26 protein-coding genes are annotated in these 26,821 nt (G+C 37.2%); 19 read left to right on the top strand and 7 right to left on the bottom strand.

Annotated features, from left to right (window positions below; translation table 11 throughout):
* Positions 1 to 242: 242 nt before the first annotated feature.
* A complete protein-coding gene (rlmD, locus tag H3R21_RS02870; protein ID WP_198182869.1) occupies positions 243 to 1,619 on the bottom strand; it encodes a 23S rRNA (uracil(1939)-C(5))-methyltransferase RlmD in 1,377 nt (458 codons plus the stop codon).
* Between the two features lie 125 nt (positions 1,620 to 1,744).
* On the opposite strand from rlmD, the gene recX reads away from it, so the two are divergent.
* Both recX and H3R21_RS02860 read left to right on the top strand, forming a co-directional pair.
* Complete coding sequence (recX, locus tag H3R21_RS02865; RefSeq protein WP_198182867.1) at positions 1,745 to 2,560, top strand: recombination regulator RecX; 816 nt, start codon at positions 1,745 to 1,747, stop codon at positions 2,558 to 2,560.
* 9 nt (positions 2,561 to 2,569) lie between these two features.
* A complete protein-coding gene (locus H3R21_RS02860; protein WP_198182865.1) occupies positions 2,570 to 3,049 on the top strand; it encodes a hypothetical protein in 480 nt (159 codons plus the stop codon).
* A 5-nt stretch (positions 3,050 to 3,054) separates the two neighbouring features.
* Here the strand turns inward: H3R21_RS02860 and H3R21_RS02855 are convergent, their stop codons facing one another.
* The gene (locus tag H3R21_RS02855) at positions 3,055 to 3,516 is read right to left on the bottom strand and encodes a hypothetical protein (RefSeq protein WP_198182863.1); all 462 of its coding nucleotides are present in this window, start codon (positions 3,514 to 3,516) and stop codon (positions 3,055 to 3,057) included.
* Between the two features lie 100 nt (positions 3,517 to 3,616).
* On the opposite strand from H3R21_RS02855, the gene H3R21_RS02850 reads away from it, so the two are divergent.
* Both H3R21_RS02850 and H3R21_RS02845 read left to right on the top strand, forming a co-directional pair.
* Entirely contained in the window at positions 3,617 to 4,486 is an 870-nt protein-coding gene (locus H3R21_RS02850) for a hemolysin family protein (protein WP_198182861.1), read from the top strand.
* Entirely contained in the window at positions 4,486 to 6,057 is a 1,572-nt protein-coding gene (locus H3R21_RS02845; protein WP_198182859.1) for a peptide chain release factor 3, read from the top strand. The genes H3R21_RS02850 and H3R21_RS02845 overlap by 1 nt, the downstream gene beginning before the upstream one ends.
* A gap of 39 nt (positions 6,058 to 6,096) precedes the next feature.
* On the opposite strand, the gene H3R21_RS02840 is transcribed toward H3R21_RS02845, so the two are convergent.
* Together H3R21_RS02840 and H3R21_RS02835 are read right to left on the bottom strand one after the other, a co-directional pair.
* Positions 6,097 to 6,378: a DUF1827 family protein gene (locus H3R21_RS02840; RefSeq protein WP_198182857.1), complete on the bottom strand. Its 282-nt coding sequence runs from the start codon at positions 6,376 to 6,378 to the stop codon at positions 6,097 to 6,099.
* Positions 6,379 to 6,503: 125 nt separating this feature from the next.
* Complete coding sequence (locus tag H3R21_RS02835) at positions 6,504 to 8,699, bottom strand: ATP-dependent Clp protease ATP-binding subunit (RefSeq protein WP_198182855.1); 2,196 nt, start codon at positions 8,697 to 8,699, stop codon at positions 6,504 to 6,506.
* A 179-nt stretch (positions 8,700 to 8,878) separates the two neighbouring features.
* On the opposite strand from H3R21_RS02835, the gene H3R21_RS02830 reads away from it, so the two are divergent.
* From H3R21_RS02830 to H3R21_RS02805, 6 genes are all read left to right on the top strand, one after another.
* Entirely contained in the window at positions 8,879 to 9,061 is a 183-nt protein-coding gene (locus H3R21_RS02830) for a hypothetical protein (RefSeq protein ID WP_046306432.1), read from the top strand.
* 112 nt (positions 9,062 to 9,173) lie between these two features.
* Positions 9,174 to 9,440, top strand: coding sequence for a phosphocarrier protein HPr (locus H3R21_RS02825; protein WP_046306433.1), 267 nt, complete (start codon positions 9,174 to 9,176; stop codon positions 9,438 to 9,440).
* On the top strand, positions 9,440 to 11,173 hold the full coding sequence (ptsP, locus tag H3R21_RS02820; RefSeq protein ID WP_198182853.1) for a phosphoenolpyruvate--protein phosphotransferase: 1,734 nt from the start codon (positions 9,440 to 9,442) through the stop codon (positions 11,171 to 11,173). The genes H3R21_RS02825 and ptsP overlap by 1 nt, the downstream gene beginning before the upstream one ends.
* Positions 11,174 to 11,381: 208 nt before the next feature.
* Positions 11,382 to 11,780 (top strand): transcriptional regulator SpxA, encoded by a 399-nt coding sequence (spxA, locus tag H3R21_RS02815; protein ID WP_198182851.1) that lies wholly within the window; start codon positions 11,382 to 11,384, stop codon positions 11,778 to 11,780.
* A gap of 104 nt (positions 11,781 to 11,884) precedes the next feature.
* Positions 11,885 to 12,616 carry an adaptor protein MecA gene (locus H3R21_RS02810; RefSeq protein ID WP_198182849.1) on the top strand — a complete coding sequence of 244 codons (732 nt, stop codon included), beginning with the start codon at positions 11,885 to 11,887 and terminating at the stop codon, positions 12,614 to 12,616.
* Positions 12,617 to 12,671: 55 nt separating this feature from the next.
* Positions 12,672 to 13,541 carry a competence protein CoiA gene (locus tag H3R21_RS02805; RefSeq protein WP_370628080.1) on the top strand — a complete coding sequence of 290 codons (870 nt, stop codon included), beginning with the start codon at positions 12,672 to 12,674 and terminating at the stop codon, positions 13,539 to 13,541.
* Here H3R21_RS02805 and H3R21_RS02800 read toward each other — a convergent pair.
* On the bottom strand, positions 13,516 to 14,163 hold the full coding sequence (locus tag H3R21_RS02800) for a DsbA family protein (protein WP_198182845.1): 648 nt from the start codon (positions 14,161 to 14,163) through the stop codon (positions 13,516 to 13,518). The genes H3R21_RS02805 and H3R21_RS02800 overlap by 26 nt on opposite strands.
* Positions 14,164 to 14,243: 80 nt before the next feature.
* Entirely contained in the window at positions 14,244 to 14,867 is a 624-nt protein-coding gene (locus H3R21_RS02795) for a CYTH domain-containing protein (RefSeq protein ID WP_198182843.1), read from the bottom strand.
* A 505-nt stretch (positions 14,868 to 15,372) separates the two neighbouring features.
* On the opposite strand from H3R21_RS02795, the gene H3R21_RS02790 reads away from it, so the two are divergent.
* Genes H3R21_RS02790 through H3R21_RS02780 form a run of 3 tightly spaced genes read left to right on the top strand, consistent with a single transcriptional unit; the run spans position 15,373 to position 17,694 of the window.
* Positions 15,373 to 16,002 carry a GTP pyrophosphokinase family protein gene (locus tag H3R21_RS02790; protein WP_198182841.1) on the top strand — a complete coding sequence of 210 codons (630 nt, stop codon included), beginning with the start codon at positions 15,373 to 15,375 and terminating at the stop codon, positions 16,000 to 16,002.
* The gene (locus H3R21_RS02785) at positions 16,002 to 16,808 is read left to right on the top strand and encodes an NAD kinase (RefSeq protein WP_046306442.1); all 807 of its coding nucleotides are present in this window, start codon (positions 16,002 to 16,004) and stop codon (positions 16,806 to 16,808) included. The genes H3R21_RS02790 and H3R21_RS02785 overlap by 1 nt, the downstream gene beginning before the upstream one ends.
* Positions 16,795 to 17,694 (top strand): RluA family pseudouridine synthase, encoded by a 900-nt coding sequence (locus H3R21_RS02780; protein WP_198182839.1) that lies wholly within the window; start codon positions 16,795 to 16,797, stop codon positions 17,692 to 17,694. The genes H3R21_RS02785 and H3R21_RS02780 overlap by 14 nt, the downstream gene beginning before the upstream one ends.
* 27 nt (positions 17,695 to 17,721) lie before the next feature.
* Here the strand turns inward: H3R21_RS02780 and H3R21_RS02775 are convergent, their stop codons facing one another.
* Positions 17,722 to 18,756 carry a lactonase family protein gene (locus H3R21_RS02775; RefSeq protein WP_198182836.1) on the bottom strand — a complete coding sequence of 345 codons (1,035 nt, stop codon included), beginning with the start codon at positions 18,754 to 18,756 and terminating at the stop codon, positions 17,722 to 17,724.
* A gap of 161 nt (positions 18,757 to 18,917) precedes the next feature.
* Between H3R21_RS02775 and H3R21_RS02770 the strand changes: the two genes are divergently transcribed.
* From H3R21_RS02770 to H3R21_RS02745, 6 genes are all read left to right on the top strand, one after another.
* Complete coding sequence (locus tag H3R21_RS02770) at positions 18,918 to 21,674, top strand: cation-transporting P-type ATPase (protein WP_198182834.1); 2,757 nt, start codon at positions 18,918 to 18,920, stop codon at positions 21,672 to 21,674.
* 82 nt (positions 21,675 to 21,756) lie between these two features.
* A complete protein-coding gene (locus H3R21_RS02765; RefSeq protein ID WP_198182832.1) occupies positions 21,757 to 22,137 on the top strand; it encodes a PTS glucitol/sorbitol transporter subunit IIA in 381 nt (126 codons plus the stop codon).
* 13 nt (positions 22,138 to 22,150) lie between these two features.
* Complete coding sequence (locus H3R21_RS02760) at positions 22,151 to 23,353, top strand: AI-2E family transporter (RefSeq protein ID WP_198182831.1); 1,203 nt, start codon at positions 22,151 to 22,153, stop codon at positions 23,351 to 23,353.
* Positions 23,354 to 23,401: 48 nt separating this feature from the next.
* The gene (locus H3R21_RS02755; RefSeq protein ID WP_198182829.1) at positions 23,402 to 23,962 is read left to right on the top strand and encodes a tRNA (cytidine(34)-2'-O)-methyltransferase; all 561 of its coding nucleotides are present in this window, start codon (positions 23,402 to 23,404) and stop codon (positions 23,960 to 23,962) included.
* The gene (locus H3R21_RS02750; protein WP_046306452.1) at positions 23,962 to 24,354 is read left to right on the top strand and encodes a DUF1149 family protein; all 393 of its coding nucleotides are present in this window, start codon (positions 23,962 to 23,964) and stop codon (positions 24,352 to 24,354) included. The genes H3R21_RS02755 and H3R21_RS02750 overlap by 1 nt, the downstream gene beginning before the upstream one ends.
* Before the next feature lie 19 nt (positions 24,355 to 24,373).
* Positions 24,374 to 26,812 carry a DNA translocase FtsK gene (locus H3R21_RS02745; RefSeq protein WP_198182827.1) on the top strand — a complete coding sequence of 813 codons (2,439 nt, stop codon included), beginning with the start codon at positions 24,374 to 24,376 and terminating at the stop codon, positions 26,810 to 26,812.
* Positions 26,813 to 26,821: the final 9 nt, after the last annotated feature.

Below are 26,821 nucleotides of genomic sequence, written 5' to 3'. Positions count from 1 at the left end.
ATGATCAAATTGTGGAAAGGGGAAACAAATAACCTAATTTATTTCCATATTCTGTATATTATTAAAGTAAAGTATATGTCATATATGAGTTGGCTTTCTAATAGTTAAGGGATAATGATCTTTACTTAAGGAGATCGGTTTATCAAATAATAAAGGTTGGTCTTTATTTATTCACCTAAAGCATTGAAATACCTCCATCCACAAACAAAAAAGTTGCCGCAATTTGCGACAACTTTTTTATATTAGTGTAAGGTTAATTTGACGACACATTCACAGCGTGGTGTTTGAGGTAGCATATCAACATTTTCAATTAAGCGGACATCATATGCTTCACTCAATAGCACTAAGTCTTGTGCAAGAGTAGAGGGATTACATGAAATGTAAACAAAAGTTTTAGGTTTAATTTTCAATAAGGTCTTAATTAAGCTTTTTGCAAGTCCGGTTCTGGGTGGATCGACGATTAAGGCATCAATTGGAACACCATTTTTCTGCAACTCAGGCAGCACTTTTTCTACACTGCCTTGAAAGTAATCTGCATTACGCAAATGATTAAGCTCAACATTGTGCTTAGCATCCTCAACAGCTTCAGGAATAGTTTCAATTCCAACTACTTGTTTGACTTGATCCGCTGCCAAAATTCCTAGGGTACCGACACCGCTATATGCATCAATTAAAGTGTCTTCAGGCTTTAAGTCGAGGAATTTAAGTGCTTCAGAATACAAGGTTGCAGTTTGAACTGGGTTTAATTGGAAAAATGCGCGTGGTGAAAGAGCAAACTTCTTGCCTAAAATTTCATCAATAATTTGATTTTTGCCGGCCAATTTTTCTGTCTTATTCCCCCAAACTTGAGGGTTGCGCCAATCAGTTTCGTTCTGAAAAACGCTAACAACGTTAGGCAAGTTAATGATTTCCTTACTTAAAGCAGGTAAGTTCTTAATTTTGTGTCCAACCGTTATCAGTGTTACCTGAATTTCTTTGGTTGCTTCCGCTTGGCGAACAACGATTGTCTTTAAACCATCATAATGTCTGAAAGGATCGGCAACTGCTACGTGTAACTTGTCAACCAGCTCTTTTATTTTACGTTCAGTCTCTTGCGTTGCTTTGTTTTGCGTTGGCATGACAGGTAAATCGTATAGTTCATGTGAATTTGGAGCAAACAAACCGAGTTTAGTTTGGCAATGATCTTGCTCAATTTGATATTGAGCCTTATTACGGTAGTGCCATTCACTTGGAGCAGGGATTGTCTTTTTGACTTTATACTTATTGTAACCGCGTGGATGATATTTTCTTAATGCTTCCAAAACATTGTCACGCTTGAATTCAAGCTGTTTTTCGTAACTTAAATGTGCCAGCTCAAGTCCGCCGATTGCTGGATCAACGCCTTTAGGATAAGGAACACGGTCTGGACTTTTTTCCTTAATGCGAACTAGTTCAGCGTCAATGTAGTGCGGATATTCCTTGATAATTTTTGCCACAACAACTTCGTTTGGCAGTGCGCCTGGAATAAAAATGATTTTCTTGCGATAATAGCCAATACCTTCACCATTAATTCCTAAGCGTTTAATCGTGATGATAACGTCTTTTTCTTTTGTTTCTTTTTGCTTAAAATTTTTGTACATAATTTTCTTTCTACAATAAAACGTTACAATGTTAACAATTTATTGTACTACCTAACAAAAGTTTTTCGCAAGAATGAAAGAAATTTGCTAGCATGTAACTATAACCTAGTAGAAAGGTGAGTAAAATGCCAATAATTACTAAAGTAAGCAGTCAAAAACGTCCGGGCCGGTATAACATTTTTTTAGATGGCAAGTACGCTTTTTCTGCCAGTGAGCAAACTGTCGCGGAATTTGTTCTTTTAAAAGGACAAGAGCTGACTGATGAAAAAGTAAATGAAGTAAAGCAATATGATGAGGATGCAAAAGCAACTAATTTAGCATCAAGATATTTAAATTATGAACCTCGAACGGTTTATGAAGTTTTACAATACTTAAAGGACCATGGGATTGATAATGAACCTGCGCAAGCTGCGGTTAGTCAGTTAACTGAAATGGGCTTTTTGGACGATCAAAAGTACGTGGATTTGGCAATTAGGCAAAACTTGCGAATTGGTACTGATGGGCCAATGACGATTTCACGCAAACTTACGCAAAAGGGAATTGATCCGAAATTAGTCCAAATTGGCTTAGAGCAGATTGATGATAGTGAATGGCAAGATGCGGGACAACGGGTTTTGAAGTCAATGAAAAGTAAAATTGCCAGAATTTCACAACGTGAACTTGAACGTAAAATGAGGACCAAGTTGATGAGCCATGGCTTTTCTAGTGCAATTGCTGATGAAATAATTGCCGAACTGGATCTTGCGCAAGATGAAAGTGAGCAACTTGATGCTTTGAAAAAGCAAGGCGTTAAGGCTTATAAGCGTTTCAGAAGGTTACCCGAACAAGAGCGCAACAGTAAGATCCGTAATTATCTTTATACACATGGTTTTGCCAGCAATGAAATTGATTCTTTTTTAGCAGGAGAAATTATCCCGCTTGACGAATTAGCAGACTATTAAGGAGTTTTTATGAAAAAGTTACAAGAAAAAAGTACATTTGTTGGTCGTCCTTTTTCCGATCAATTAATGGATGACCAAAGAACATTTTCTAGTTGTAATGTGGAAATGGAGCAAAATCAGGTTTTTCAAGCGTTTTTAGACGAGCATGAATTAACTGATCAACGGGCTAGCATGATCGTTTTCGGGCCAGAAAATTTCATGTACTGGTACGGTGTGCTAGTTCCAGATGAAGTGGAAGTTCCTAGTGGTCTAATGAGATTTGTTTTACCTCAAAATGACGTCGCACTTGAAGAACTTGGCCAACAAAATCTTGCTTTTTTCAGCCAACCACTTAATTCAGTTTTGCCAACATTTTTACAAAAAGTGGGCGATGAAGGCATTCAAATGTATGAAAATCCAGGTGATAGCCTAACACCATATTTTGTTCAAACGTTAAATTTAGCGACAAAAAAACTGGCACAGATGTTATATCTGGATGCCAGTGAGTAAAATTCTTAATGCTGGTTAGGATCGATTGATAAATTGTCGTATTCAACGTAGGCACCTAAGCAGGTTGAAAGTAACATAACTAACATTACGATTCCTGCCGACTTGCCAACAATCTGATCCAAAGTTAGGAATTGGCGGACAACAAATGTTGCGCAAAAACAAAGAATAAAGTCCAAAATCATATTGGCTAATTGCAAAAGTGGACGCCGTCTAATACTAAAGAAACGTAAAAGTTGTTTTAGTAAACCATCATCAACTTCCACAGCCAAGAGGTCGACCGGACGTTGAATGGTTGCCTTAATTGCAAACATGATTAGGGCGCCGACAAATGCACCAATTGAGGTTCTGAACAAGTCAGCTGAATGCAGTACTAATGCATCGTAACCGATACCAATAATAGTAAGACTGCAGATGTATGGTATTAGCAATAAAAACGTAAAAACAAGTAAAACATGACTTTTTTTCATTAATAAACCTCATTTCTTACGTGCTATTTTAACATATCCTGTGCGTACATGATATAATGGCACTATTAAACTTCGTATTTTTAGAAAGAGAGAAAAAACTATGGCTAGCGACCCTGATAAGGGGAATTTATTTCAAATTTTCAAAAATAAATTATCCTCTTCAAGCGATGGAGAGACGAAAGAACATTTAACTGAGGAAATAAAGGAACTGCACGATCAGAAAAAAGTGAGTGACACTGAATTTTCGATGTTGAATAATGTTTTGGATTTTCAAGGACGGATGGTCCGCGAGGTCATGGTTTCTAGAATCGATGCATTTATGGTCGATTATGGCGATAGCTTGCAGGATAACCTTAAAGAAATTTTGCACGAGCCATATTCAAGAATTCCTGTTTACAAGCAGGACAAGGACAAGATTGTTGGTGTCATTCATATCAGAACTGTGCTTAGAAAGGCTTGGGAAAAGGGCTTTGATAAGATTGACTATGAAGATGTTATGAATCCACCGCTATTTGTTCCAGAAACGACTGATTTGGCTGAATTACTAGTTGAGATGCAGCGAACACAACAACAATTAGCAATTTTAACCGATGAATATGGTGGAGTTGTTGGTATTGCAACCATTGAAGATTTGATCGAAGAAATTGTTGGTAACATTGACGATGAAGTCGATCATACTGAAGTTTTATCCGAACAAATCGCTCCGAATAAATATGTGATTTACGGGAAAATGCCGCTTGACGAATTTAACGAACAGTTTGGTACTAATCTTGAAATGGAAGACGTTGATACAGTAGCCGGATACGTAATCACTAAATTGGGAATTATTCCTGCCAAAGGAGAAAAACTATCAGTCAAATTAGACAATGGGATGGTTTTGACCACAAGAAGAATGAACCGGTCAAGATTACTCACGGTCTTGTTGACGATACCAGACAAAGGACAAAAGGAAGAAGAGCAAAGTAATTAATGAGTGATGAACTTAAAAATAAGGTAGAACAAAGAAGAACATTTGCTATCATATCGCACCCTGATGCGGGTAAAACAACGATTACGGAGCAAATGCTTCTTTTTGGTGGCGTTATTCGTAGTGCTGGTACCGTTAAAGCACGTAAGACAGGCCATTATGCAACTAGTGACTGGATGGAAATCGAAAAGCAACGTGGTATTTCCGTTACTAGTTCCGTAATGCAGTTTGAATACGATGGTAAAAGAATCAATATTCTTGATACACCAGGACACGAGGATTTTTCAGAAGACACTTATCGAACATTGATGGCGGTCGATGCAGCAGTCATGGTAATTGACTCGGCTAAGGGTATTGAGCCACAAACGAAAAAACTGTTCAAAGTTGTCAAACAACGTGGTATTCCAATCTTCACGTTTATGAACAAGTTGGATCGTGATGGTCGTCCGCCATTAGATTTAATTGCGGAATTGGAAGATCTTCTTGGCATCGAAGGTGTTGCGATGAACTGGCCAATTGGTTCCGGCCAAACTTTGCAGGGTCTTTATGATATTGCCAATAATCAAGTTGAGCTTTATCACAAGGACGGTGAAGACCGTTTCTTGCCACTTGATCAAGATGGCAACTTGCCTGAAAGCGAACCATTAAGCCAGAACCCACAATTTAAGGATACTTTAGATGAAATTGAATTGATCAAAGAAGCTGGTAATACTTTTGATTCTGAGAAGATTCGCAGAGGTGATCAGACCCCTGTATTCTTTGGTTCTGCCTTAACTAACTTTGGCGTTGAAACCTTTTTAAAGAGTTTTGTAAAATTGGCTCCAGCTCCACAAGCACACACAGTTAATGATGACGAAGAGTTAAGTCCAGATGACCCAGAATTTTCAGGCTTTGTCTTTAAGATTCAAGCTAATATGAATCCAAATCACCGGGATCGAATTGCTTTCATTAGAATTGGTAGTGGGGAATTTAAAAAGGGCTTAGATGTCACTCTTGCACGGACTGATAAGCCAATTAGGCTAAATAATGCGACTGAGTTCATGTCTAGTGAACGTGTTCAAGTTGCTGATGCCGTTGCCGGAGATATCGTTGGTCTCTATGATACTGGTAATTTCCAAATAGGTGATAGTATCTATGCTGGTAAAAAGAAAATCGTTTACCCATCATTACCAGAATTTACACCGGAATTGTTTGTGCGTGTAACTGCAAAAAATGTGATGAAGCAAAAATCGTTCCATAAAGGAATGACGCAACTAGTTCAAGAGGGTGCGATTCAGTTATACCGCAACTATCAAACTGATGAATATATTTTAGGTGCCGTTGGTCAACTGCAATTTGAAGTTTTTAAGTTCAGAATGAAGAACGAATATAATTCAGATGTAGAACTAAATAGTATCGGTCATCGCGTGGCCCGTTGGATTGATCCGGAACAACTTGATCCGGCTATGTCGAATAGTCGTAACTTATTGGTTAAAGATCGTTATGATCAGCCACTGTTTCTCTTTGAAAATCAGTTTGCTGAGCGCTTTTTCCAAGATAAGTATCCAGATGTTAAATTGACTGAAAAATTATAAGCAAACAAAAAAGGTTGATAAAATTTATCAACCTTTTTTCTATTTATCAATATTGATTTCAATTAACTGTTGGTTTTTGTCAAAGGTTATAACGTAGGAAGGATTATCTTCCTTAATTAGTCGCTTAATGACAAATTCAGCTTCTTCTTTACGAATACGACGATCATGGTTTTCCAAAGCAATTTCGATTGCTTCATTACTTTCGGTATAGATGACAGAGGTATTTCCTAATGAATAAACTTTTACATAATTAACGTTAGTCGAATTCAGTTGACTGTGAACTAGATCCTTATAACTATTGGTTACATCTATTAAGTGCATGGATTTCACCCGTTTCTTCTAGTAGTTGTCTTTTACTTTAGTATAACGCTAATTACAACATTTTTCTTTGCAAAAAGGCAATTATATTGTAATTAATTAAAATTTTATTGCATAAAGCCGAGAGATTAATGATCAATTTCCTCATCAGAAGAATTATTTTCTTCATTGCTAATAACAATCTTTTGATCTTTAACACTTGCGATTAAGTTTTTAGCAGTAGGATGATCAAGCTTGTAATCAGCCACTTTATCTTCAATTTCTTCTTGAATAGTTCTGCGAAGTGGACGTGCACCCATAGCAGGATTGTAGCCTTCCTCAACTAACTTTTTCTTTGCTTCGTCAGTAACAGTAATTTGCATTCCACGGCTCTTAACCATGTTGTTTACACTGTTAAGCATTAGGTCAACAATCTTAACCAAATCTTCCTTAGATAGTTCGTTGAACTCGATTACGTCGTCTAAGCGGTTTAAGAATTCAGGTTTAAAGAACTGACTCATTGAAGAGCGAGCAGCATCTGGCTCATCACTAGCATTTTCAGCTGTAAAGCCCACGCTAGTTTCCTTAATGCCTTGTCCCGCATTAGATGTCATGATGATGATTGTGTCTTTGAATGAAACAGTACGACCTTGAGAATCAGTTAGGCGACCATCATCTAGAATTTGTAAGAACAAGTTCATTACAGAAGGATCAGCTTTTTCAATTTCATCTAACAAGATTAGACTGTATGGATTACGACGAACCTGTTCAGTTAATTGACCTGCTTCTTCATAGCCAACGTAGCCAGGTGCAGAACCAATTAGTTTAGAAACTGAATAGGATTCCATATATTCTGACATATCAAAACGAATCATGGCATCTTCTGAACCAAACATTTGCTTGGCTAATTGTTTAGCAAGCTCAGTCTTACCAACACCAGTTGGACCAACAAAGAGGAAGGAGCCAATTGGTCGTCCGGATTCGTTGAAACCAATCCGGTTACGACGAATAGCACGTGCTACCTTGTCGACAGCCTTATCCTGACCAATTACATGTTCTTTTAAGTTAGAAGCCAAGTTTTGCAGTTGATTTTCTTCTTGTTTTTGTAAGTCACCTACTGGGATACCAGTTTTTTCTTCAACAATCTTATTCATAATCTTGCTGGTAATAACTGGTGATTTATCAGGATCAACCTTTTGGTCTTTTACCTTATTATATTTTTCAATTTGATCACGATAGTAAGCAGCTTTTTCGTAGTCTTCATTTTGCAATGATTCCTGCTTTAATTTTTCAGCTGCTGCAATTCTTTCCTGCAGTTTTTCTTTATCAACGTAAGGGATGGTTAAGTTCATTCTTGAACCAGCTTCATCGAGTAAGTCAATGGCCTTATCAGGTAAGAAACGATCTTGAATATAACGCTCAGATAATTCAGCTGCAGATTTGATTGCATCATCAGTGTAGTGAACGTGATGATAGTCTTCGTAACGTTTCTGAATACCTTTTAGAATTTGAATAGTTTCTGCAACTGATGGTTCTTTAACATCAACTGGTTGGAAACGACGTGACAAAGCAGAGTCTTTTTCAATTTCACGATATTCGTTCAAGGTAGTTGCACCGACTAGTTGCAAGTCACCACGGGCAAGGGCAGGCTTAATGATGTTACCAGCATCCATGCCGCCTTCAGCATTTCCGGCGCCAACTATTTCATGAATTTCATCAATAAACAAGATGATGTTGTCATGATCTTGTAGTTCCTTGATCAATTGCTGCATCCGTTGCTCGAATTGACCGCGAATTCCAGTTCCTTGAACAAGAGAAACAACGTTTAATGAAATAATTCGTTTATCTTGTAATTTTGCAGGTACTGAACCATCGACTATTTGTTGCGCCAATCCTTCGACAACCGCAGTTTTACCAACTCCGGCTTCACCAATTAAGACAGGATTGTTTTTTGTTCTTCTATTTAAAATCTCGATGACACGTGCAATCTCTTTGTCACGACCGATTACGGGGTCGATTTTGCCTTTTTTAGCAAGAGCAGTTAAATCTGTACCGTATTGATCAAGTAGTGAACGGCCTCCACCACCATTATTAGGATTACCATTGTTCATTCCAGGGTTACCTGGGTTATTAGGATTGTTGTTCATTGCATTTTCATTATTAAAATTAAAGAGATCGTTAAAGTCGCCAAAGAAACCGTTGTTGTCATTACTCATGTTAATATTTCCTTGTTGTTTAAGTTCTTGATAACATTGTCCACATAAATTGATTTCGCGGCTTTCTCCATTTACCTTTGCAAAAAGATGAATAGAGGCAGGTCGTTTTTGACAGTTTTGACAAAGCATTACATTACCGCCTTTCTTTTCAATGATTAAATTATATAATTAGCACTCTCAATAATCAAGTGCTAAAACTTGGAATAAGATACATTTTTATCTATTAGAACCAAATATGCTAAAATAATCACTTGTAAAAGCAAAAATGCTTGATTTTTAGTGTATGTTTTAGAAAAGCGGTGGTATATTTGGATTATCAAAAAATTTTAGAGCAGTTAGCAAGTGGTGAACTAGATCATTATGAAGTTGAACCTAAAGATGCATTTGCGTTTCAGGCTGCTTTAAGATCTTTTGGCAAAAGGCAGAACATAACTGGTAAAGCCCTACGTGGCGGAAAAATAGTTTACAAGCAATCAACGACGGAACTTTGATGATGTAAACTGTTACATTTATGTTGTCTAATTCACAAAAAAATGATAGTCTAAGTAAGCGAATAGGTAGTTACTACCGGTTTGATTTTTCAATTCAAAGGAGATATTTATAATGGAAAAACGCGATTTTCATGTTATTGCAGAAACAGGTATTCATGCTCGTCCAGCAACTTTGTTAGTACAAGCTGCTTCAAAGTTTGGTTCAGACATCAACTTGGAATACAATGGCAAATCAGTTAACTTGAAGTCAATCATGGGTGTTATGTCACTCGGTGTTGGCAAGAACGCTGACGTTACAATTAGTGCTGATGGTGATGATGAAAAAGATGCAATCAACGCTATTTCAGAAACAATGAAAAAAGAAGGATTAGCTGAATAATGACCAAGACATTAAAAGGAATTGCTGCTAGTGATGGTATTGCTGTAGCACCAGCCTATCTCTTGGTCGAACCAGATCTTTCTTTCACGAAGACAACTGTTTCAGATGTTGACAGTGAATTAACTCGTTACCATGAAGCTATTTCAGTATCAACTGAAGAAGTTGAAAAAATTCGTGACAGTGCCAAAGGGAGTTTAGGTGAAGAAGAAGCACAAGTTTTTGAAGCTCACTTGATGATTTTGAATGACCCTGAATTTACAGGTGCAATTGAAAATGAAATCAAGGAGCAAAAAATCAACAGTGAAGCTGCACTTGATGAAACCGCTCAAAAGTTCATTACAATTTTTGAAGGCATGACAGATAACGAATATATGCAACAACGTGCTGCTGACGTTCGTGATGTTTCAAAACGAATCATGGCTCATTTATTAGGTAAGGAATTACCTAATCCTGCTTCAATTGATCATGAAGTTGTTGTTGTTGCTCATGACCTTACTCCAAGTGATACTGCTCAATTAAACAAGAAGTTTGTTAAAGGCTTTGTTACTGATATCGGTGGTCGTACTGCTCACTCAGCAATCATGGCTCGTTCGCTTGAATTGCCTGCTGTTGTTGGTACAGATTCAATTACTAAAGATGTTGAAAACGGTCAAATATTAGTTGTTGACGGTTTGAACGGTGATGCAGTAATTGAACCAACTGATGAACAAGTTGCTGATTACAAAGTTAAGAGTGAAGCATTCCTAAAGCAAAAGGCTGAATGGAAGAAACTCAAGAACGAACCTTCTGTAACTGCTGATGGTAAGCAATTCATTATTGCAGCTAACATTGGTACACCAAATGATATGGAAGGCGTTAATGAGAACGGCGCTGAAGCTATTGGTTTGTATAGAACTGAATTCTTGTACATGGATTCCAAGGACTTCCCAAGTGAAGAAGACCAATTCGAAGCTTATAAAGAAGTTATCGAAGGAATGAATGGCAAGCAAGTTGTCATTAGAACAATGGATATCGGTGGTGACAAGCACTTAGACTACTGGGATCTTCCAGAAGAGATGAACCCATTCTTAGGTGTTCGTGCTATCAGATTGTCATTGCAAAATGAAGAAATCTTCCGTACACAATTACGTGCGCTTTTACGTGCATCAGCATTCGGTAAGTTGGGCATCATGTTCCCAATGATCGGTACTTTGGGTGAATTGCGTAAGGCTAAGGCAATTTTGGCTGAAGAAAAAGATAAGTTAGTTAAAAGCGGTGTCAAGGTTGGCGAAGACTTACAAGTTGGAATGATGATTGAAGTTCCTGCTGCTGCAGTTATTGCTGACCAATTCGCTAAAGAAGTTGACTTCTTCTCAATCGGTACCAATGACTTAATCCAATACACAATGGCAGCTGACCGTGGTAATGATAACGTTTCATATCTATACCAGCCAGCTAGTCCTTCAGTATTGCGCTTGATTAAGCACACAATTGATGCTGCTCATGAAAATGGCATTTGGTGTGGTATGTGTGGTGAAGCCGCTGGCGACAGCACCATGTTCCCAATTTTGCTTTCAATGGGTCTTGATGAATACTCAATGAGTGCAACCTCAATTTTAAGAATTAGAAGCTTGATGAAGAAGCTAAACACTGAAGATATTAAGGAATTAGCTAATACTGCTTGTTTTATTTCAGAAACTGCTGAAGAAAACGAAAAATTGGTTGATGATTTAATGAAGAAATTTAATAATTAAGTTTATTAAATTAACCAAGAGTACATTATTTATTGATGTACTCTTTTTATTTCTTTACTTTTTCTTGAGAGATTCTTCACAGTTTATTCACTTTTACTTACTATCATAAAAAATAGATAGCATAGATACGTTACTTATAAAAAGAAAGTAATGTGATATAATACTAGAGGTAATGAGTCATTTTTTGATCAGAAGGAGCGCGAAATATATGGTAAATTTATATATATCTCCAAGTTGTACCTCGTGTCGAAAAGCGAAGGCATGGTTGAAGCAACATGATATTGACTTTAAGGAAAGAAATATTTTTTCTGAGCCACTTACAAAAGGGGAACTTATCCAAATTTTGCGGATGACTGAGAACGGTACTGAAGAGATTATCTCTACTCGATCTAGGGCATTTCAACAACTTAAAGTCAATTTGGATGATCTGTCAATTGATCAATTACTAGATATGGTTGAAAAGGACCCCAGTCTTTTAAGAAGACCAATTATTATGGATGATCGTCGTCTTCAAGTAGGTTACAACGAGGACGAAATTAGACGATTTTTGCCTAGAAAAGTTCGTCGACTTGAACTTGAGGAAATGCAAAAAATCGCAGATTTATAATTTGGAATCTTTTAAAAAAAGCGCTAGTTTTAGAACTAACGCTTTTATTTTATGCGTAAAATACGCTACAATAGAACAAAGGATCTGATGGAGGTGAATGACTCATGCAAGTAGAACATATTAATGAAAATACTATCCGCGTGAGAATTAATAAGTCTGAATTAGCTAAGCGTGGTCTGAAAGTTCTAGATTTGCTGGGCGATAAAGGTAAGATCCAACAATTTTTCTATTCAATTTTAGACGAAATTGACACCGACCATTCTTTTAGCCAAGATGCTCCAGTCACTTTTCAAGTAATGCCAAATAATGGTGGACTTGACCTATTGATCACTAAGGCAACGAATCAGGATCCAGAGAGCTTATCAAAACTGTTTGAGAAAGATTTTGACGATATTAAAAACGAAAAGACTGATGATGCACGTCGCTCTTTCCTTGATTTAGAAGACGATGATGAAGAAGACTTGGATGACGAAGACGATGATAGTCGGGACACTGATGAAACTACGGTTCCAAAAGTTAAAAAGTCGTTTTGGAAGTTGCAGACAAAGCAGGGCTACAGCTTTTCTGACCTTGAATTTGTAGTTGAACTTGCCGATAACTTATTGGCACCGGATCTTTCTTCAAGTCTTTACTATGAACGAAATCGTTTTTACCTTGACTTAGCGTTTGATAATGAAAACTATTCTGAACTTAAACCTGCTGATGCGTGGGCAATTGCTAATGAATATGGTACCAAGGTAAAGCCTGAGGAAATGGGACGTGTCCGGACCACTGCAAAGTGTCTTATTAAACAGGATGCATTAGAGCAATTACGCCAGACTTTTGCGAAAAAATAAAACTAATAAAAAACGACAGGAGGAAACCTGTCGTTTTTTGCGTACTTCATAATAGGTGATTATTTTGTACGCAGCACTTTTAAATAGTGAATTAATTACTGCCAAAGAAGAAGCGGTAAAAGAGGGTATTGACCCAAAAAAGTTTACAGAGCGACATTATTTTTGTCCGCATTGCAAAAGAGAGGTTCAGTTAATTGTAAAAAAGAAGACGGCTTACTTTAAGCACTTGCCACAGACTATTAATATGGCAGGAGAAAAAGATGAGCATGCACAAAGTAAGGAACTACTCAAAGATGCCTTACGAGGGGCTAAATTTGCCGCACAGACTGAAGTTGCACTTGCAAGTGGTAGATTACGGGCAGATGTGCTAGCGAGTCCTAAGCTGGCTTTTGAGGTGCAATGTGCACCGCTCAATAAATCAGAATTTATGCACCGACATCTTTTGTATCAGCAAATTGGCATTAAGGACATTTGGATTGTAGGAAAAATGCACTTTCTCCGACATTATCTCAAAGAAACACAACTCATTTTCTTTCGTGAAAACAAGTTGTGGAATAATTATTATTTAGAAGTTAATCCGTATCAAAGGAGTTTGCGCTTGAAATATAATGTCAAGCTTGAACCACTAACGGATAGGTTACATTTTCAAACTGCTAGTTTTAGTTTGGATGCGGTTGGATTAGAAAAGTTATGGTATTTTAAGCCACGTTTGAAGAAATACCAGATTGATTCTAGCATTCAGAAGAACTATCTTAAAATGCAATTAGCACATAAAAGTATCAAGGGACTGCAGATAGGTGCAAAGTTGTACCAAAAACAGATGACAGTTGATGAACTACCACAATGGGTGTTTAGCCAAGTTCGTTCTATCAATTCAGCTGATAATGCTACAACATACTTTACATCAAGCGAAGATGCCTTCTAGGGCGGTAACTATTTCCCACCTGCTCTTTCTCTTGTTCTTCTTTTTGAGGTTCATTGCAATAAATATTTTTTAGCAAAGCCAGCAACTTATCGTGAGCAATTGTTCCTTCAACTAAAAGTCCATTGTCGTCGCCACTTTCATTAAAAAAGATTGTTGTAGGAATGGTTTGAATATTAAATTTTCGTGCGAGCTCTTTGTCTTGCTCAATCGAATCGTCGATATATTTATTAATTTTAGGATCGCAGATCCTTTTGTAGTTTAGACCTAAATCAACTGCAACGCTTTTAGGCAGATTCTGCGAATAAACACTAAAATTCTTACTTACAGCCTGTTGCAAGTTAACTAAATAAGAACGTGCTTTTTTATTGCCATATTTGAGTTTTATTGCATGATAATTACGCAATGCTTGATAAGCAGCCATTGTGTATTCAGGAATATCGTTTATCGTTTGACCGCAAGTTTTCCTTCGAATAATGTCGTCTCTAATTACTTTTGAGTTGGTAATAGGAATAAAATGGAAGGAAGAACTGATATCAAGTTCACCGACCGTTTTCTTAACAGATACTTCTGTATCATAGCAATATACGCCAATTGGATTGACAAAAAGAAATATCTCAAACATGATCAGGCTCCTCCATAACTTGATTAATCAATATAACTTTACCAAATATCTATCCTTTAAAAATGAAAAAATCCATACTATTAAATTTTACCACGATGATTGAAAGCGCGTGCAATTTTTGCTCGATTTGTGTTAGCAGAGTTTTGCACTAACCCATACTGTTGCTTAAGCAATTTCAGTGTTGCTTCAATTAAAGCAGGATCATCATTTTCTACTTCTAGTTCAAAGTCTTCAAATCCATCAGGATATCTTGTGTCGTCAAATGTAAGTTCACAATTTTGTGGTCCTTGAGCAAGAATTCGATGTGTTTTACTGAATGTCTGCAAGCGTAAATTTGCTTCGGAACCGAAGTGTTCTTTAAGATAATCACCAACTGAACCAGTAAAGATGATTTTGCCTTTTTCTTCAGCATTTTTTAGAAGATCATGTGCTTTCTCCAGTTTCAAGTCATCATTGATTTCGATTGCTTCATGATAGCGATGCTGTACGGGATTTTTATCTGGTACTTTCAATGTTTGCTCGGCATGATCTTCAAACAAACGTATCCGGCAGCTGATATGTGATTGCTTTAATAAACCGTTATCAGTGTCGAAGTAGTAGTTTTCTTGCTTAAAATCGCTTTTAACAGGGAAACTTTCACATAACTGGGAATACGTTGCTTTGGGCAAAATTATCTTGGCTTCAATTTCATTATTCTCTGACATTAATCTACCCCAATGTATATCAACAATTTAGCTATAGTAGCTAATCTCACTTTAAAAGCTATCATAGGAAAATTACAACTAGCAATCTTACCTATCTATATTATAGTCAACTTTTTTCTAATTTAATCACATTTATTATAATGCGGCAACGTTTTTCATTGTGAACTACTTTTGCCATAAGAGTCAAAGAATAAGCTTAACGAAAGTTGTTTTTTTAGAGTGGAGTTATCCAAACTATTGTTATAAAGCAAATGTGAAGTTACAGCTAAAAAAGCAAAGTGAGCAACTTTTTTGACTTTATTTAATAAATTTATCATAATTTCAGAGGATTGTTAAAGAATAACTTTTAAAAAAATCAATTTACTGAAAAAGCTAATTAATCGCACTTTTTCCACTTTTGTTATTAAAAAAAGCAAGCAAGATAATAGCTTCTGTTACCAATATGAAATTGCTATCATTTGTTTTATGTTAGAATGAAGAAGCAACTAAGAAAGGAAATATTTCAATGAATTTTGACTGGGATACTTTTTTATGGCCTTATACTGAAGCCGTTCGAGAATTAAAAGTAAAATTCCGTTCGCTGCGCCAGAGCTTTTTGACTAAAGGTGAGCACTCACCAATCGAATTTGTTGTTGGACGCGTGAAAACGGTAGATTCGATTAAAGAAAAAATGAAAAGGCGCGTTATTAGTCCCGATGTAATTGAAACCGATATGCAGGATATTGCGGGCATTAGAATTGTTTGTCAATTTGTTGACGATATTTACAAAGTGGTAGATTTGATTCACGAGCGTGATGACATGGAAGTCTTAGAAGAGCGCGACTATGTCCAAAATGCCAAACCGTCAGGTTATCGTTCTTATCACATGGTAATTTCATATACAGTTTATCTTCCTGAAGGCTCGAAAAAATTGCTGGCTGAAATTCAAATCAGAACCTTAGCAATGAACTTTTGGGCTACCGTAGAACATACGTTAAACTATAAGTATCAAGGTTCATATCCTGAAGATATTTCGCGAAGATTAAAGTCTACGGCTGAAACAGCCTATAAGCTTGATGAAGAAATGTCGCTAATCAAGGATGAAGTACAAGAAGCACAGAAAGTTTTTACCAAAAACAAAGGTAAGGAAAAATAATGAGAATAGCGATTGCTCATAACACCAATGAAGAAACTTTAAAAGTAGTAGCTCATTTAAAAAAGATTCTTGCCACAAAAGAGGGCGTGGTTTTTGACGCAAAATATCCTGATGTAGTGATTACTGTGGGTGGGGATGGCACATTAATAAACGCTTTTCACCGATATGAAAAACAAATCAGTTCGATTCGCTTTATTGGAATTCACACAGGACACTTAGGGTTTTATACTGATTGGCAGGGGCAAGATGTTGATAAAATGGTTGATGCACTCTTTTTGCGTGAACCTGAATCGGCCAAGTATCCTTTACTAGAAGTAGAACTGACAACAGAGTCTAATGAACGCAAACATTATTTAGCTTTGAATGAGTCTGCTGTTAAACGAGTTTCCCATACACTTGAGGCCAATGTTTATATTGATGGAAAGCTATTTGAAAATTTTCGTGGTGATGGTCTCTGCGTTTCAACGCCAACGGGCTCAACTGCTTATAATAAGTCAATTGGTGGGGCAGTAATTCATCCGAAACTAAAGGCGCTGCAGATGACGGAAATTGCGTCGATTAATAATCGCGTCTTTAGAACCCTTTCATCTCCAATTGTCATTGCACCTGACCAGTGGATTACGATTGTCCCTAATTCAGATCATTTTGTGATGACGGTTGATGGTAATAGGATTAACCTTCATAATGCCAAAAAGATAGATTTTCGAATTTCAAACAAAGAAATTCGATTTGACCGGTTTGGACATACTCATTTTTGGTCTCGAGTTCAGAGTGCCTTCATTGGGGATAAACATGACACTATTTAAAGTTAAAGTAGAAAATAAAGTTCCCATAGAATTAGGGGCTTTTTTAATGAAAAACGGTTTTTCAAAAAAGGCTGTTAATGATGCAAAAAACAATGACGGAATGATTTTAGTCAATCATAAACGGCGCTTTACCAATTATCAGTTGCATTTTGGTGACGAAGTGATTTTTGTTCCAGGAAACGAAAAGGAGAATCCATGGCTAAAACCGTCGTTTAAGCCTTTAGTGATTACTAAAGAAACGGAAAACTATTTAGTCATAAATAAACCAGCAAATCTCTTGTCAATTCCTTCAAGATACGATGATAATGCGGTTGTAAATCGTGTTTTGGGTTATTTTGAGCAACAAAAGTTGCAAGGCGTTAAGCCACACGTTGTAACCAGGCTTGATCGTGAAACCTCAGGCTTAGTATTGGTTGGCAAAAATGCAATAGCTCATTCGCGTTTTAGCAAGCTAGATAAAGATCAGTTTGTTAAAAAGTATCATGCGATTGTTCATGGTAATTTTGCGGAAAATGAATTAAAGGGTGTAATTGATAAAGCAATTGGAAAAAGGGGAGACGCGGTCAAGCGTAGTATTATTCCGGACGGCAAACGGGCAATTACAGCTTATCAAGTTCTTAAGCAAGAACCAGGAATTAGTCTAGTGGAATTAAGGCTTTATACTGGACGGACTCATCAAATCAGACTTCATATGCAATCAATTAATCATCCTTTATTTGGTGATCCGTTGTATGGCATAAATGACGAATTTAACCGCCAAGCATTGAACTGCTTTTACTTAGCCTTTCCCGATCCATTTGCATACAATCAGCTGGTAGAAATTGAAATTACGGATCCGGAAGATATGCAAACTTTATGGCAAAATAGCACACAAAAAGAACTGTAAAACAGTTCTTTTTGTGTGGTTAAAATTTTATTCACTAAAGAGAACACGAGTACCTTCAGGTACGTATATGTCTTTTTGAATTGGAGTGAGACAACCATCTTTAGCACTACGCTTGTACAAGGTAGCATTGTCAGTGTTTTGGTTGGTTGCTACAACAAATTGCTCACTTGGATCCCAATTGAAATCACGAGGGAATTCACCAAAAGTAGAGACGCGTTGTTTAAGCTCTAACGTGTGATCTTCTTTAACTGCAAAAACAGTAATTGAGTCGTGACCGCGGTTAGATACGTAGATGAACTTACCATCATGACTGATTTTAATAGCAGCAGCACCGTTGTGATCAGTATAACCGTCAGGAATGGTTGAATATGAGGCAATATTGTTAAAAGTCCAATCTTTTTCATTAAATTGAACTACATTGACCTTGCTTGAAAGCTCACCAACGACATAGAAGTAATTTCCATCAGGACTAAAGACAATATGACGTGTTCCAAAACCGGCTTCATTTTGATATTTAGCCAAGTGTTCAAGCTTGTTGTTTTGAAGGCGATAAAAATCAACGCAGTCGTTACCCAAGTCACAACTTACCAAGTTTTGTGCGGGTGTTTCATCAAAAAAGTGTGGGTGAGGTCCGTCAACTTGTTCTGGACGAGGTCCAAGTGTATCTGCAGTATGTGTGGCGGAATCGATTAGGGTTAGTTGACCTTCAGCTGTATAGGAAAAGACAGCTAAAACGCCAGTGTGATAGTTTGCTGTGTATAGCAGGTGCTTTACTGAATCAATTCCAATGTAAGCTGGTGAAGAACCAGCAGTTAAATAAGAATCTTTTTCTTGGTATGCACCATCAACTAACTGGAAAGAACTAATTCCGCCTTCATCACCAGCATTGTTAATTGTGAAAATCAAATCTTGGTCTTGAACAAAGTAAGTAGGACCACCAATTTTGATTATTTCTTTTGCTGTTCCCAGTTCAACTTTTAAGCCGTTATCAGAATTATAAAGCGGTAATTCGTAAATTCCTGTAGCCTTTTTTTTGGTGTAACCACCAATTAATAATTTCATTTTTCAGCCTCCATTTAATTTCAGTGATATGAACTAATGAGATAAGTATAACATGCCATTTATTTGTAAAAAATTTGCATGATTACATTAGTTTAAAAGTGGTAAAGTATGGTATCGGAACATTCCGATTAAATCACATTTTTATTAAGAGGTACAAATGAATGGACGAAAATAAAATTCGGGAGCTATATGCCCAGAATGGTATTTCTGAAGTTTTTACTAATTTACAGTCTTCTACGGACGGTTTGAGTTCCGAAGAAGCTGCTAGTAGATTAGAGAAGTATGGTCCGAATCAAATTCAGAAAGCTAAAGAAGAATCTGAATGGAAGGCTTTTTTTAAAAACTTTATTAGTATGATGGCCATTTTGCTTTGGATTTCAGGCGCGGTTGCCATGTTTAGTGGCACACTGGAATTGGGAATTGCTATTTGGATGGTTAATATCATCAACGGGTTATTTAGTTTTTGGCAAGAGCGAGCAGCTAAAAAAGCAACCGATGCTTTGAACAACATGCTGCCAACATATGTCGAAGCCATTCGTGATGGCAAAAAGGTCCAAATTGATGCTAAGGAATTAGTTCCTGGGGATGTTTTTGTTTTGCAGGCTGGAAACTCGATTCCAGCTGATGCACGCTTGATTTCTGCAAGTTCGATGCAGGTTGACCAAAGTGCTTTAAATGGTGAGTCCGTTCCAGAATCAAAGACAACTGACTATTCACCTGGTGAAGGTAGTTACGCGGAAACTAACTTAGTATATTCTGGTACTACAGTTGGAGCAGGAACTGCTCGCGCGATTGCATTTGCAACTGGTATGAATACCGAGTTTGGTAAAATTGCCAAGCTTACCCAAAAGCAGAACAAGGTTGATAGTCCACTTACACAAGAATTAAATCGACTTACTAAGCAGTTATCAATTATTGCGGTTTCAATCGGAATTGTGTTCATGATTGCAGCAATCGCTTTTGTTAAATACCCGTTTGCAAAAGCATTCATTTTTGCTTTGGGGATGATTGTTGCATTCATCCCAGAAGGTCTTTTACCAACTGTTACTCTTAGTCTGGCCCAAGGGGTCAAAAGGATGGCCAAGAAACATGCTTTGGTTAAGGAACTCAATTCTGTAGAAACTTTGGGTGAAACAACCGTCATTTGTTCAGACAAGACGGGAACGTTAACTCAAAATCAAATGACCATTCATTACATTTGGACACTAAAAAATGAATTCCAAGTTACCGGTAATGGTTATGAAAATAATGGTCAGGTAGAATTAAATAAAAAACAACTTTGGTACGAAGAAAATCCTGATTTACATAAGCTGGTTCAAATTGCTTCGCTTGATAACGATACAGCTGTTCAGCCAAGTAAAACCAAGGGTGGCAAACCAAAGATTTTAGGAACACCAACTGAAGCGTCATTAATAATAATGGCGGAAAAGGCGGGCTTTGATCGCCAAAAGGTCTTGGTTAAATACCCACGCTTACGTGAACTACCGTTTGATTCCGACAGAAAGAGAATGTCAACTATCCATCGTTGGAATGACACACAAGCCATTATCTTCACTAAAGGTTCATTTAGTGATGTAATTAAGCAGTGTGATCAGATCCAAGTTGATGGTGAAGTTCGGTCGCTGACTGAAGATGACCGCAATGTTGCAGATAAGCGTAATGCAGAATATGCTGCTAAAGGCTTACGTAGTATGGCAATGGCCTACAGAATCATTGATTCTAAGGACACTGATATTAATAAGTTAACCATTGAAACTGCCGAAGAACATTTGGTATTTGTTGGGTTAACCACGATGAGTGATCCGCCACGTCCTGAAATTTACAATGCCGTTAAACGTTGTCATGAAGCAGGAATCAAAATTATCATGGTAACCGGTGACTCCAAGTTGACTGCCAAAACTGTGGCTGTTCAAATTGGTTTGACTTCCGATAAAGCGAGAGTTATTTCCGGTGATGAATTAAACAAGATGAGCGATGATGAACTCCGTGAGGCACTTAAGGGCGAAGTGATTTTTGCTCGAGTTGCACCTGAGCAAAAATATAAAGTTGTTAAGACTTTACAAGAAAATGGCGAAATTGTTGCCTCAACTGGTGATGGTGTTAACGATGCTCCTGCTTTGAAACAGGCTGATATCGGGATTGCAATGGGGATGACTGGTACAGATGTTGCTAAGGATGCTGCCAATATTATCTTGACTGATGATAACTTTGCTTCAATTGTTGCTGCAATTGAAGAAGGCCGTGCGGTTTATAGTAATATTCGTAAATTCTTGACTTATATCTTGACCTCGAATGTTCCGGAAGCTTTCCCATCAATTTTATTCTTACTTTCTGGTGGTTTGATTCCACTTCCAATGACAGTTATGCAAATTTTAACGGTCGATTTGGGAACTGATATGCTTCCTGCATTGGGACTCGGTGGTGAACCGGTTGATCCAGATGTGATGAAGCAACCACCACGTAAACGAAGCGAACATCTACTCAACCGAAGTGTAATTATCAAAGCATTTTTGTGGTACGGCTTGATTTCAAGTATTATTTCAATTTGTGCTTACTTCTTTGTTAATATGCAATATGGTTGGCCAAAAGTTGCACTTGCTTCAAGTGGTTCAGTTTATATGCGTGCTACGACAATGGTACTTGGAGCAATCATCTTCTCTCAAATTGCTAATGTGCTAAACTGTCGTACAAATAAGGTTTCAATTTTCAAAAAAGGTTTATTCAGTAACCGTAATATCTGGTACGGAATTATTTTTGAAATTTTATTGTTCCTTGTTTTAACTGTAACTCCAGGTTTACAACAATTATTTAACACTACAAGATTAATGCCGATTGACTGGCTCTTCTTATTCTGTTTACCAATTCCATTGGTAATCATAGACGAAATTAAAAAATGGCTGTTATATCGTGAAAAATAGTCATCAGACAAATAAAAACCGCTTATATATTAGTTAAGCGGTTTTTGTTATGCTAAAATTATTGTCTAAGGAGCTTAATAAAATGAAATGGAACTCAACGATTACCAAAATTGGTCAACAAGCTATTGAAGCAGACGGCAAAATGGTGATTTTATTTAGTGATAATGTGACAGCCGATTTAGATGATGTTTCAGTCATTCAAAAATTTGATGACACAACACCAGTTAGTCAGTTTGTGTTCAAAAAGGGCGACACAATTACGATTGATGGTCAAACCTACCTGGCTGATTATGTCGGAGCAATGGTTGAAAGTAATATGAAAGCTTTAGGTCATATTACAATCTTTTTTGATCAAAAAAAGCCTAAAAATCCCATGGCAAATGCTGTCTACTTGACGTTTGCTGATAAGCAAACATTCCCAGAGTTTAATGTAGGTGATGAAATTATCTACGAGCATGTTTAAATAGGGGGATTTAATGAACTCACAAGAAAAGCCTAGAAAACAGAGCATTTTTCAAAAGTGGTTTTTGAATAATCGCTTTAGCGTTGTCTTACTCAATGTCTTATTATTTTTCCTGATTATTTGGGTTTTTAATAAAATATCTTTTGTGATGAATCCGGCAAAGCTATTTGTAAGTGCAATCTTGCCGCCTTTGTTACTAGCCTTAATTCAATATTACATTATGAATCCCTTGGTCGACATTCTTGAGCGTAAGTTCAAAGTGCCACGGGTTGTAACGATTATTGGCTTGTTTTTACTGGTAGCGGTATTACTGGTTTGGATTGTTAATACTTTATTGCCAATTGTGCAAACACAAGTCGATTCTTTAATAAGACACTGGCCTCATATTTGGAATGATGCAACAATTGCTGTTCAAAATATGTTAAGTGATCCGCAATTTCATAGTGTGAAAAATGATATTAATGATGCAATTGCACGTGCGCAGGATATGATATTTAAATCTGGTCAGCATGCGATTGATGCTGCACTAGATAATATTTCGTCAGCAATTAGTATTGTTACGATGATATTTATGACGCTATTAACGGCGCCATTTATCTTATTCTTCATGTTAAAAGATGGACATAATCTACGTCCTTATCTGACACAATTCGCCCCTAAACGCTGGCAAAATAGTTTTGGCGAATTGCTATATGATATTAATACAGCCCTTTCTTCATATATCAGAGGTCAATTAACAGTGGCCTTTTGGGTAGGAATTATGTTTGCAATCGGCTATAGCATCATTGGCCTGCCATATGGGATTGCGCTTGCTGTTTTAAGTGCCTTTTTAAACCTAATTCCATATTTTGGTACTTTTATTGCATTCATTCCAGCAATCGTAATTGGTATCATGATTTCTCTACCGATGTTCATTAAAGTTTTAATTGTTTTTGCTGTTGAGCAAACAATTGAATCACGTCTGATTAGTCCATTGGTTATGGGAAACAAAATGGAAATGCATCCAGTTACAACTATTCTTCTCTTGATTGGTTCAAGTGCTGTTTGGGGCCTATGGGGTGTGATTTTTGGTATTCCAATTTACGCAATTTTAAAAATCATCATCATGCGTGTGTATAATTACTATCGTAAGGTTTCAAAAGTTTTTGATGAAGACGAAAAAACTTCTTTAGTTCCAAAGAAGACAGTTGATAACGAAGAAGTGACAAAGAATTAGAGTAAAGTGTGGTCACTGGGCCACACTTTTTATGTTAAGGAGAAAAAAGTGACTAATCACGTTGTTTTATATGAACCATTAATGCCTGCTAACACAGGTAATATCGCACGGACCTGTGCGGGTACCAACACTGTATTGGACTTAATTGAACCACTTGGTTTTCGCATTGATAATAAGACGATGAAACGTGCCGGACTTGATTATTGGGATAAGGTTGATGTGCGTCTGCACGATGACCTTACAGCTTTTTTAAACAGTCTTGGCCCAGCCGATGAAATGTACTTGATTTCCAAATTTTCATCAAAAAACTATGCGGAAGTAAGTTACACAGATCCAAAAAAGAATTATTATTTTGTTTTTGGTAAGGAAACAACTGGTTTACCAGAAACGTTTATGCGAGAATATTATGAACGCAATTTACGGATTCCAATGTCTGATAATATCAGATGCTATAACCTAGCTAATTCGGTTGCGATTGTCCTGTTGGAAGCAATTCGTCAGCAAGGTTTTCCAGGATTGGAAAAAGAGCATCACTACGAAAATGATAAGCTTAAGGACAGCTATAATCGACCAGAAAGATATGAACGTAATTTAAAAGGAGAGCAATAATGGAATTTAATAAAGAAACGCCAGTCATAGTAAAGAATTTTCACTACGACATTAATGAAGAACTTGAAACTAAGGATAATGTAAACTTTGGTTTGAAAAAAGTTGAAAAACAAAATGAAGATGGAACCACTGATCCGGGTGAAGACGGTAATTACTTCGACATTACTGTTGTTTTTGAGGTGGCACCTGCTCCCGGTGAATTCACTGTTAGTGGCATGATTAGCCAAGTTGTTAAAATTAAAGATTATTTCGGTGATGGTAGTGACCTTTCAAAGACAGATTACAAAATTTTAAGTCGCCCATTGGTTGAATATATTGAAACATTGACTTATGAAGTTACGCAAATTGCGCTGGATGAACCAGTTAATTTGAACTTCCAAGCCAACTTTTAAAGCTTAATTAGGTGATTTTATGCCTAAGAAAAAGAAGAAGACAACAAAAGTAAGTAAGAAGGCGCAAAATACAGGGATAACTTGGGCTATTATCGGCCTTGTCCAAATAATTATTGTAATTTTAGCTTTTGCTAAATTTGGTATTTTAGGTAAACAAATTGCTAATGCTTTCCGCCTATTTTTTGGTGACTCTTATCTATTAATTGCTGGACTATTCGCAATTTTCGGCTTAGTGATGTTGATATACAACAAGCCGATGCACTTTAAACTGAAAAGAACATGTGGGTTGCTCTTAGCAATTTTAGGTTTTTTGATTATCCAAAGCAGCGTTTATTTTGAACGTGAATTAGTCAATAATGCGTTCATGAACGCTTTTTGGCATGAAATGTCGGCAGAATTTGGGCGCGCTGCTATTACTGAGTCAATTGGTGGAGGATTAATTGGTGCTATTTGCTACCAACTATTTTATCCACTACTTGGACATATTGGTTTGCGGGTGTTTGCAATTCTGTTTATTCCAATTGGCATTTTGATGTTCTTTGATGTTAAATTTGCTGATGTCATCAGGAAGTTTCAGGCAGTCAGCCAGTTGTTTATTGCCAAAAATAAAAAGGCTGGTTCAAAAATCAAAGAGAAGTACAGTGAAATTCGTGAGGAGCAGATTCAAAAAAGAGAAGAAAAAAAGGACGATTTTCAAGACCCACTTTCTTCTGAATCACCAGTTTTTCCAAATGTTGATGATTTTACTGTAAAAGATGATATCGAAGATGAAAATAATGCTTCGTCCAATCAGGAAAATGATTTTGCAGAAGAACTTCCAATTGAAGAACAGCCAGCTTATCAGGAGCCGCTTGAAGATGATAGCCAAGTTCAATATTCCAGTCATGATGACCAGCAAGAGCAGTCAGAAACTGAATTACCTAAGTCTCATTCTTTTGCAGACGAAGACCAGAAATTGATGCAGGAGCTTGGATCAGTTGATCATGGTGAATTTGATGGTAAAGAAGTAGTTAACCCCGAATATCAAAAGCCACCATTGACATTACTCGATTCAGTTAAAAATATTGACCAAAGTGCTGACAAAGCTTTGATTAGAAAAAATACCCAGACCCTGCAATCTACTTTTAAGAGCTTTGGCGTCAATGTCAATATCAAGAAAGCAATTCTGGGGCCCACGGTCACACGGTATGAAGTTCAACCAGCCGTCGGTGTGAAGGTAAGCCGGATAGTTAACTTAGCTGATGATCTTGCGCTGGCTCTTGCAGCAAAAGATATCAGAATTGAAGCACCGATTCCGGGAAAACCGTACATTGGAATTGAAGTCCCCAATCGTGCAACTTCGGTTGTGGCTTTTAAAGATGTGATGCAGAATCAGGATAGCAAGGCTAAAGTTGATCCAATGCAAGTTCCACTTGGTAAGGACGTCAGTGGTCAAATTATTTCTGCCAATTTGACGAAGATGCCGCACCTCCTGATTGCTGGTTCAACCGGCTCTGGTAAATCTGTTGCAGTGAATACGATATTAACGAGTATTTTAATGAAAGCTACCCCAGATCAAGTAAAATTGATTTTAATTGATCCGAAGATGGTTGAGCTTTCAGTCTATAATGGTGTACCCCATCTGTTAATTCCGGTAGTCACAGATCCAAAATTAGCTGCAAATGCCCTAAGTAAAGCAGTTAAAGAAATGGAGCGTCGCTATAAGCTATTTGCTGCAAGCGGTGCACGTAATATGGCTGAATTTAATGAAAAGGTGGAAATAAATAATCAGGATAAAAGTAAGCCTGTGATGCAGCCTTTACCATACATCTTAGTTGTAGTTGATGAATTAAGTGACCTAATGATGGTTGGTGGCCGCGACGTAGAAGGTGCAATTGTTCGTTTAGGACAAATGGCTCGTGCTGCCGGTATCCACATGATTTTAGCAACGCAACGACCAAGTGTTGACGTTATTACGGGACTAATAAAGGCTAACGTGCCTTCCAGAATTTCATTTGCGGTTTCAAGTGGAATTGACTCTCGAACTATTCTTGACCAAAACGGTGCAGAAAAATTGCTGGGGCGTGGAGACATGTTGTATATGCCAGTGGGTGCTTCAAAGCCTGAGCGAATTCAAGGTGCCTATATTTCTTCTCATGAAGTTGAAAAAGTCATTTCATGGGTAAGTCAACAGCAAAAGCCAAAATATGATGAGGGCATGATTCCGCAAAAAACTGAAGAAACAACTGATAATGCTGACGCTGAGCCAGAGGATGAATTATATGATCAAGCTGTTGATCTAGTTAGAAGACAACAATCAGCTAGTGTGTCAATGTTGCAACGTCGGTTCAGAATTGGTTACAATCGTGCTGCCCGCATTGTTGATGAGATGGAAGCTAAAGGTATAGTCGGTCCATCTGAAGGATCAAAGCCGCGCCAAGTATTAATACAACCCCAAAAAACTGAAGATAAGAGCTAATTTTTAAGA

Source organism: Lactobacillus sp. W8172 (assembly GCF_016102055.1).
GTDB classification, from domain to species: domain Bacteria; phylum Bacillota; class Bacilli; order Lactobacillales; family Lactobacillaceae; genus Lactobacillus; species Lactobacillus apis_A.
Note: the sequence above shows the minus strand (reverse complement) of the source record. Positions and strands in the feature narration are given on the sequence as shown.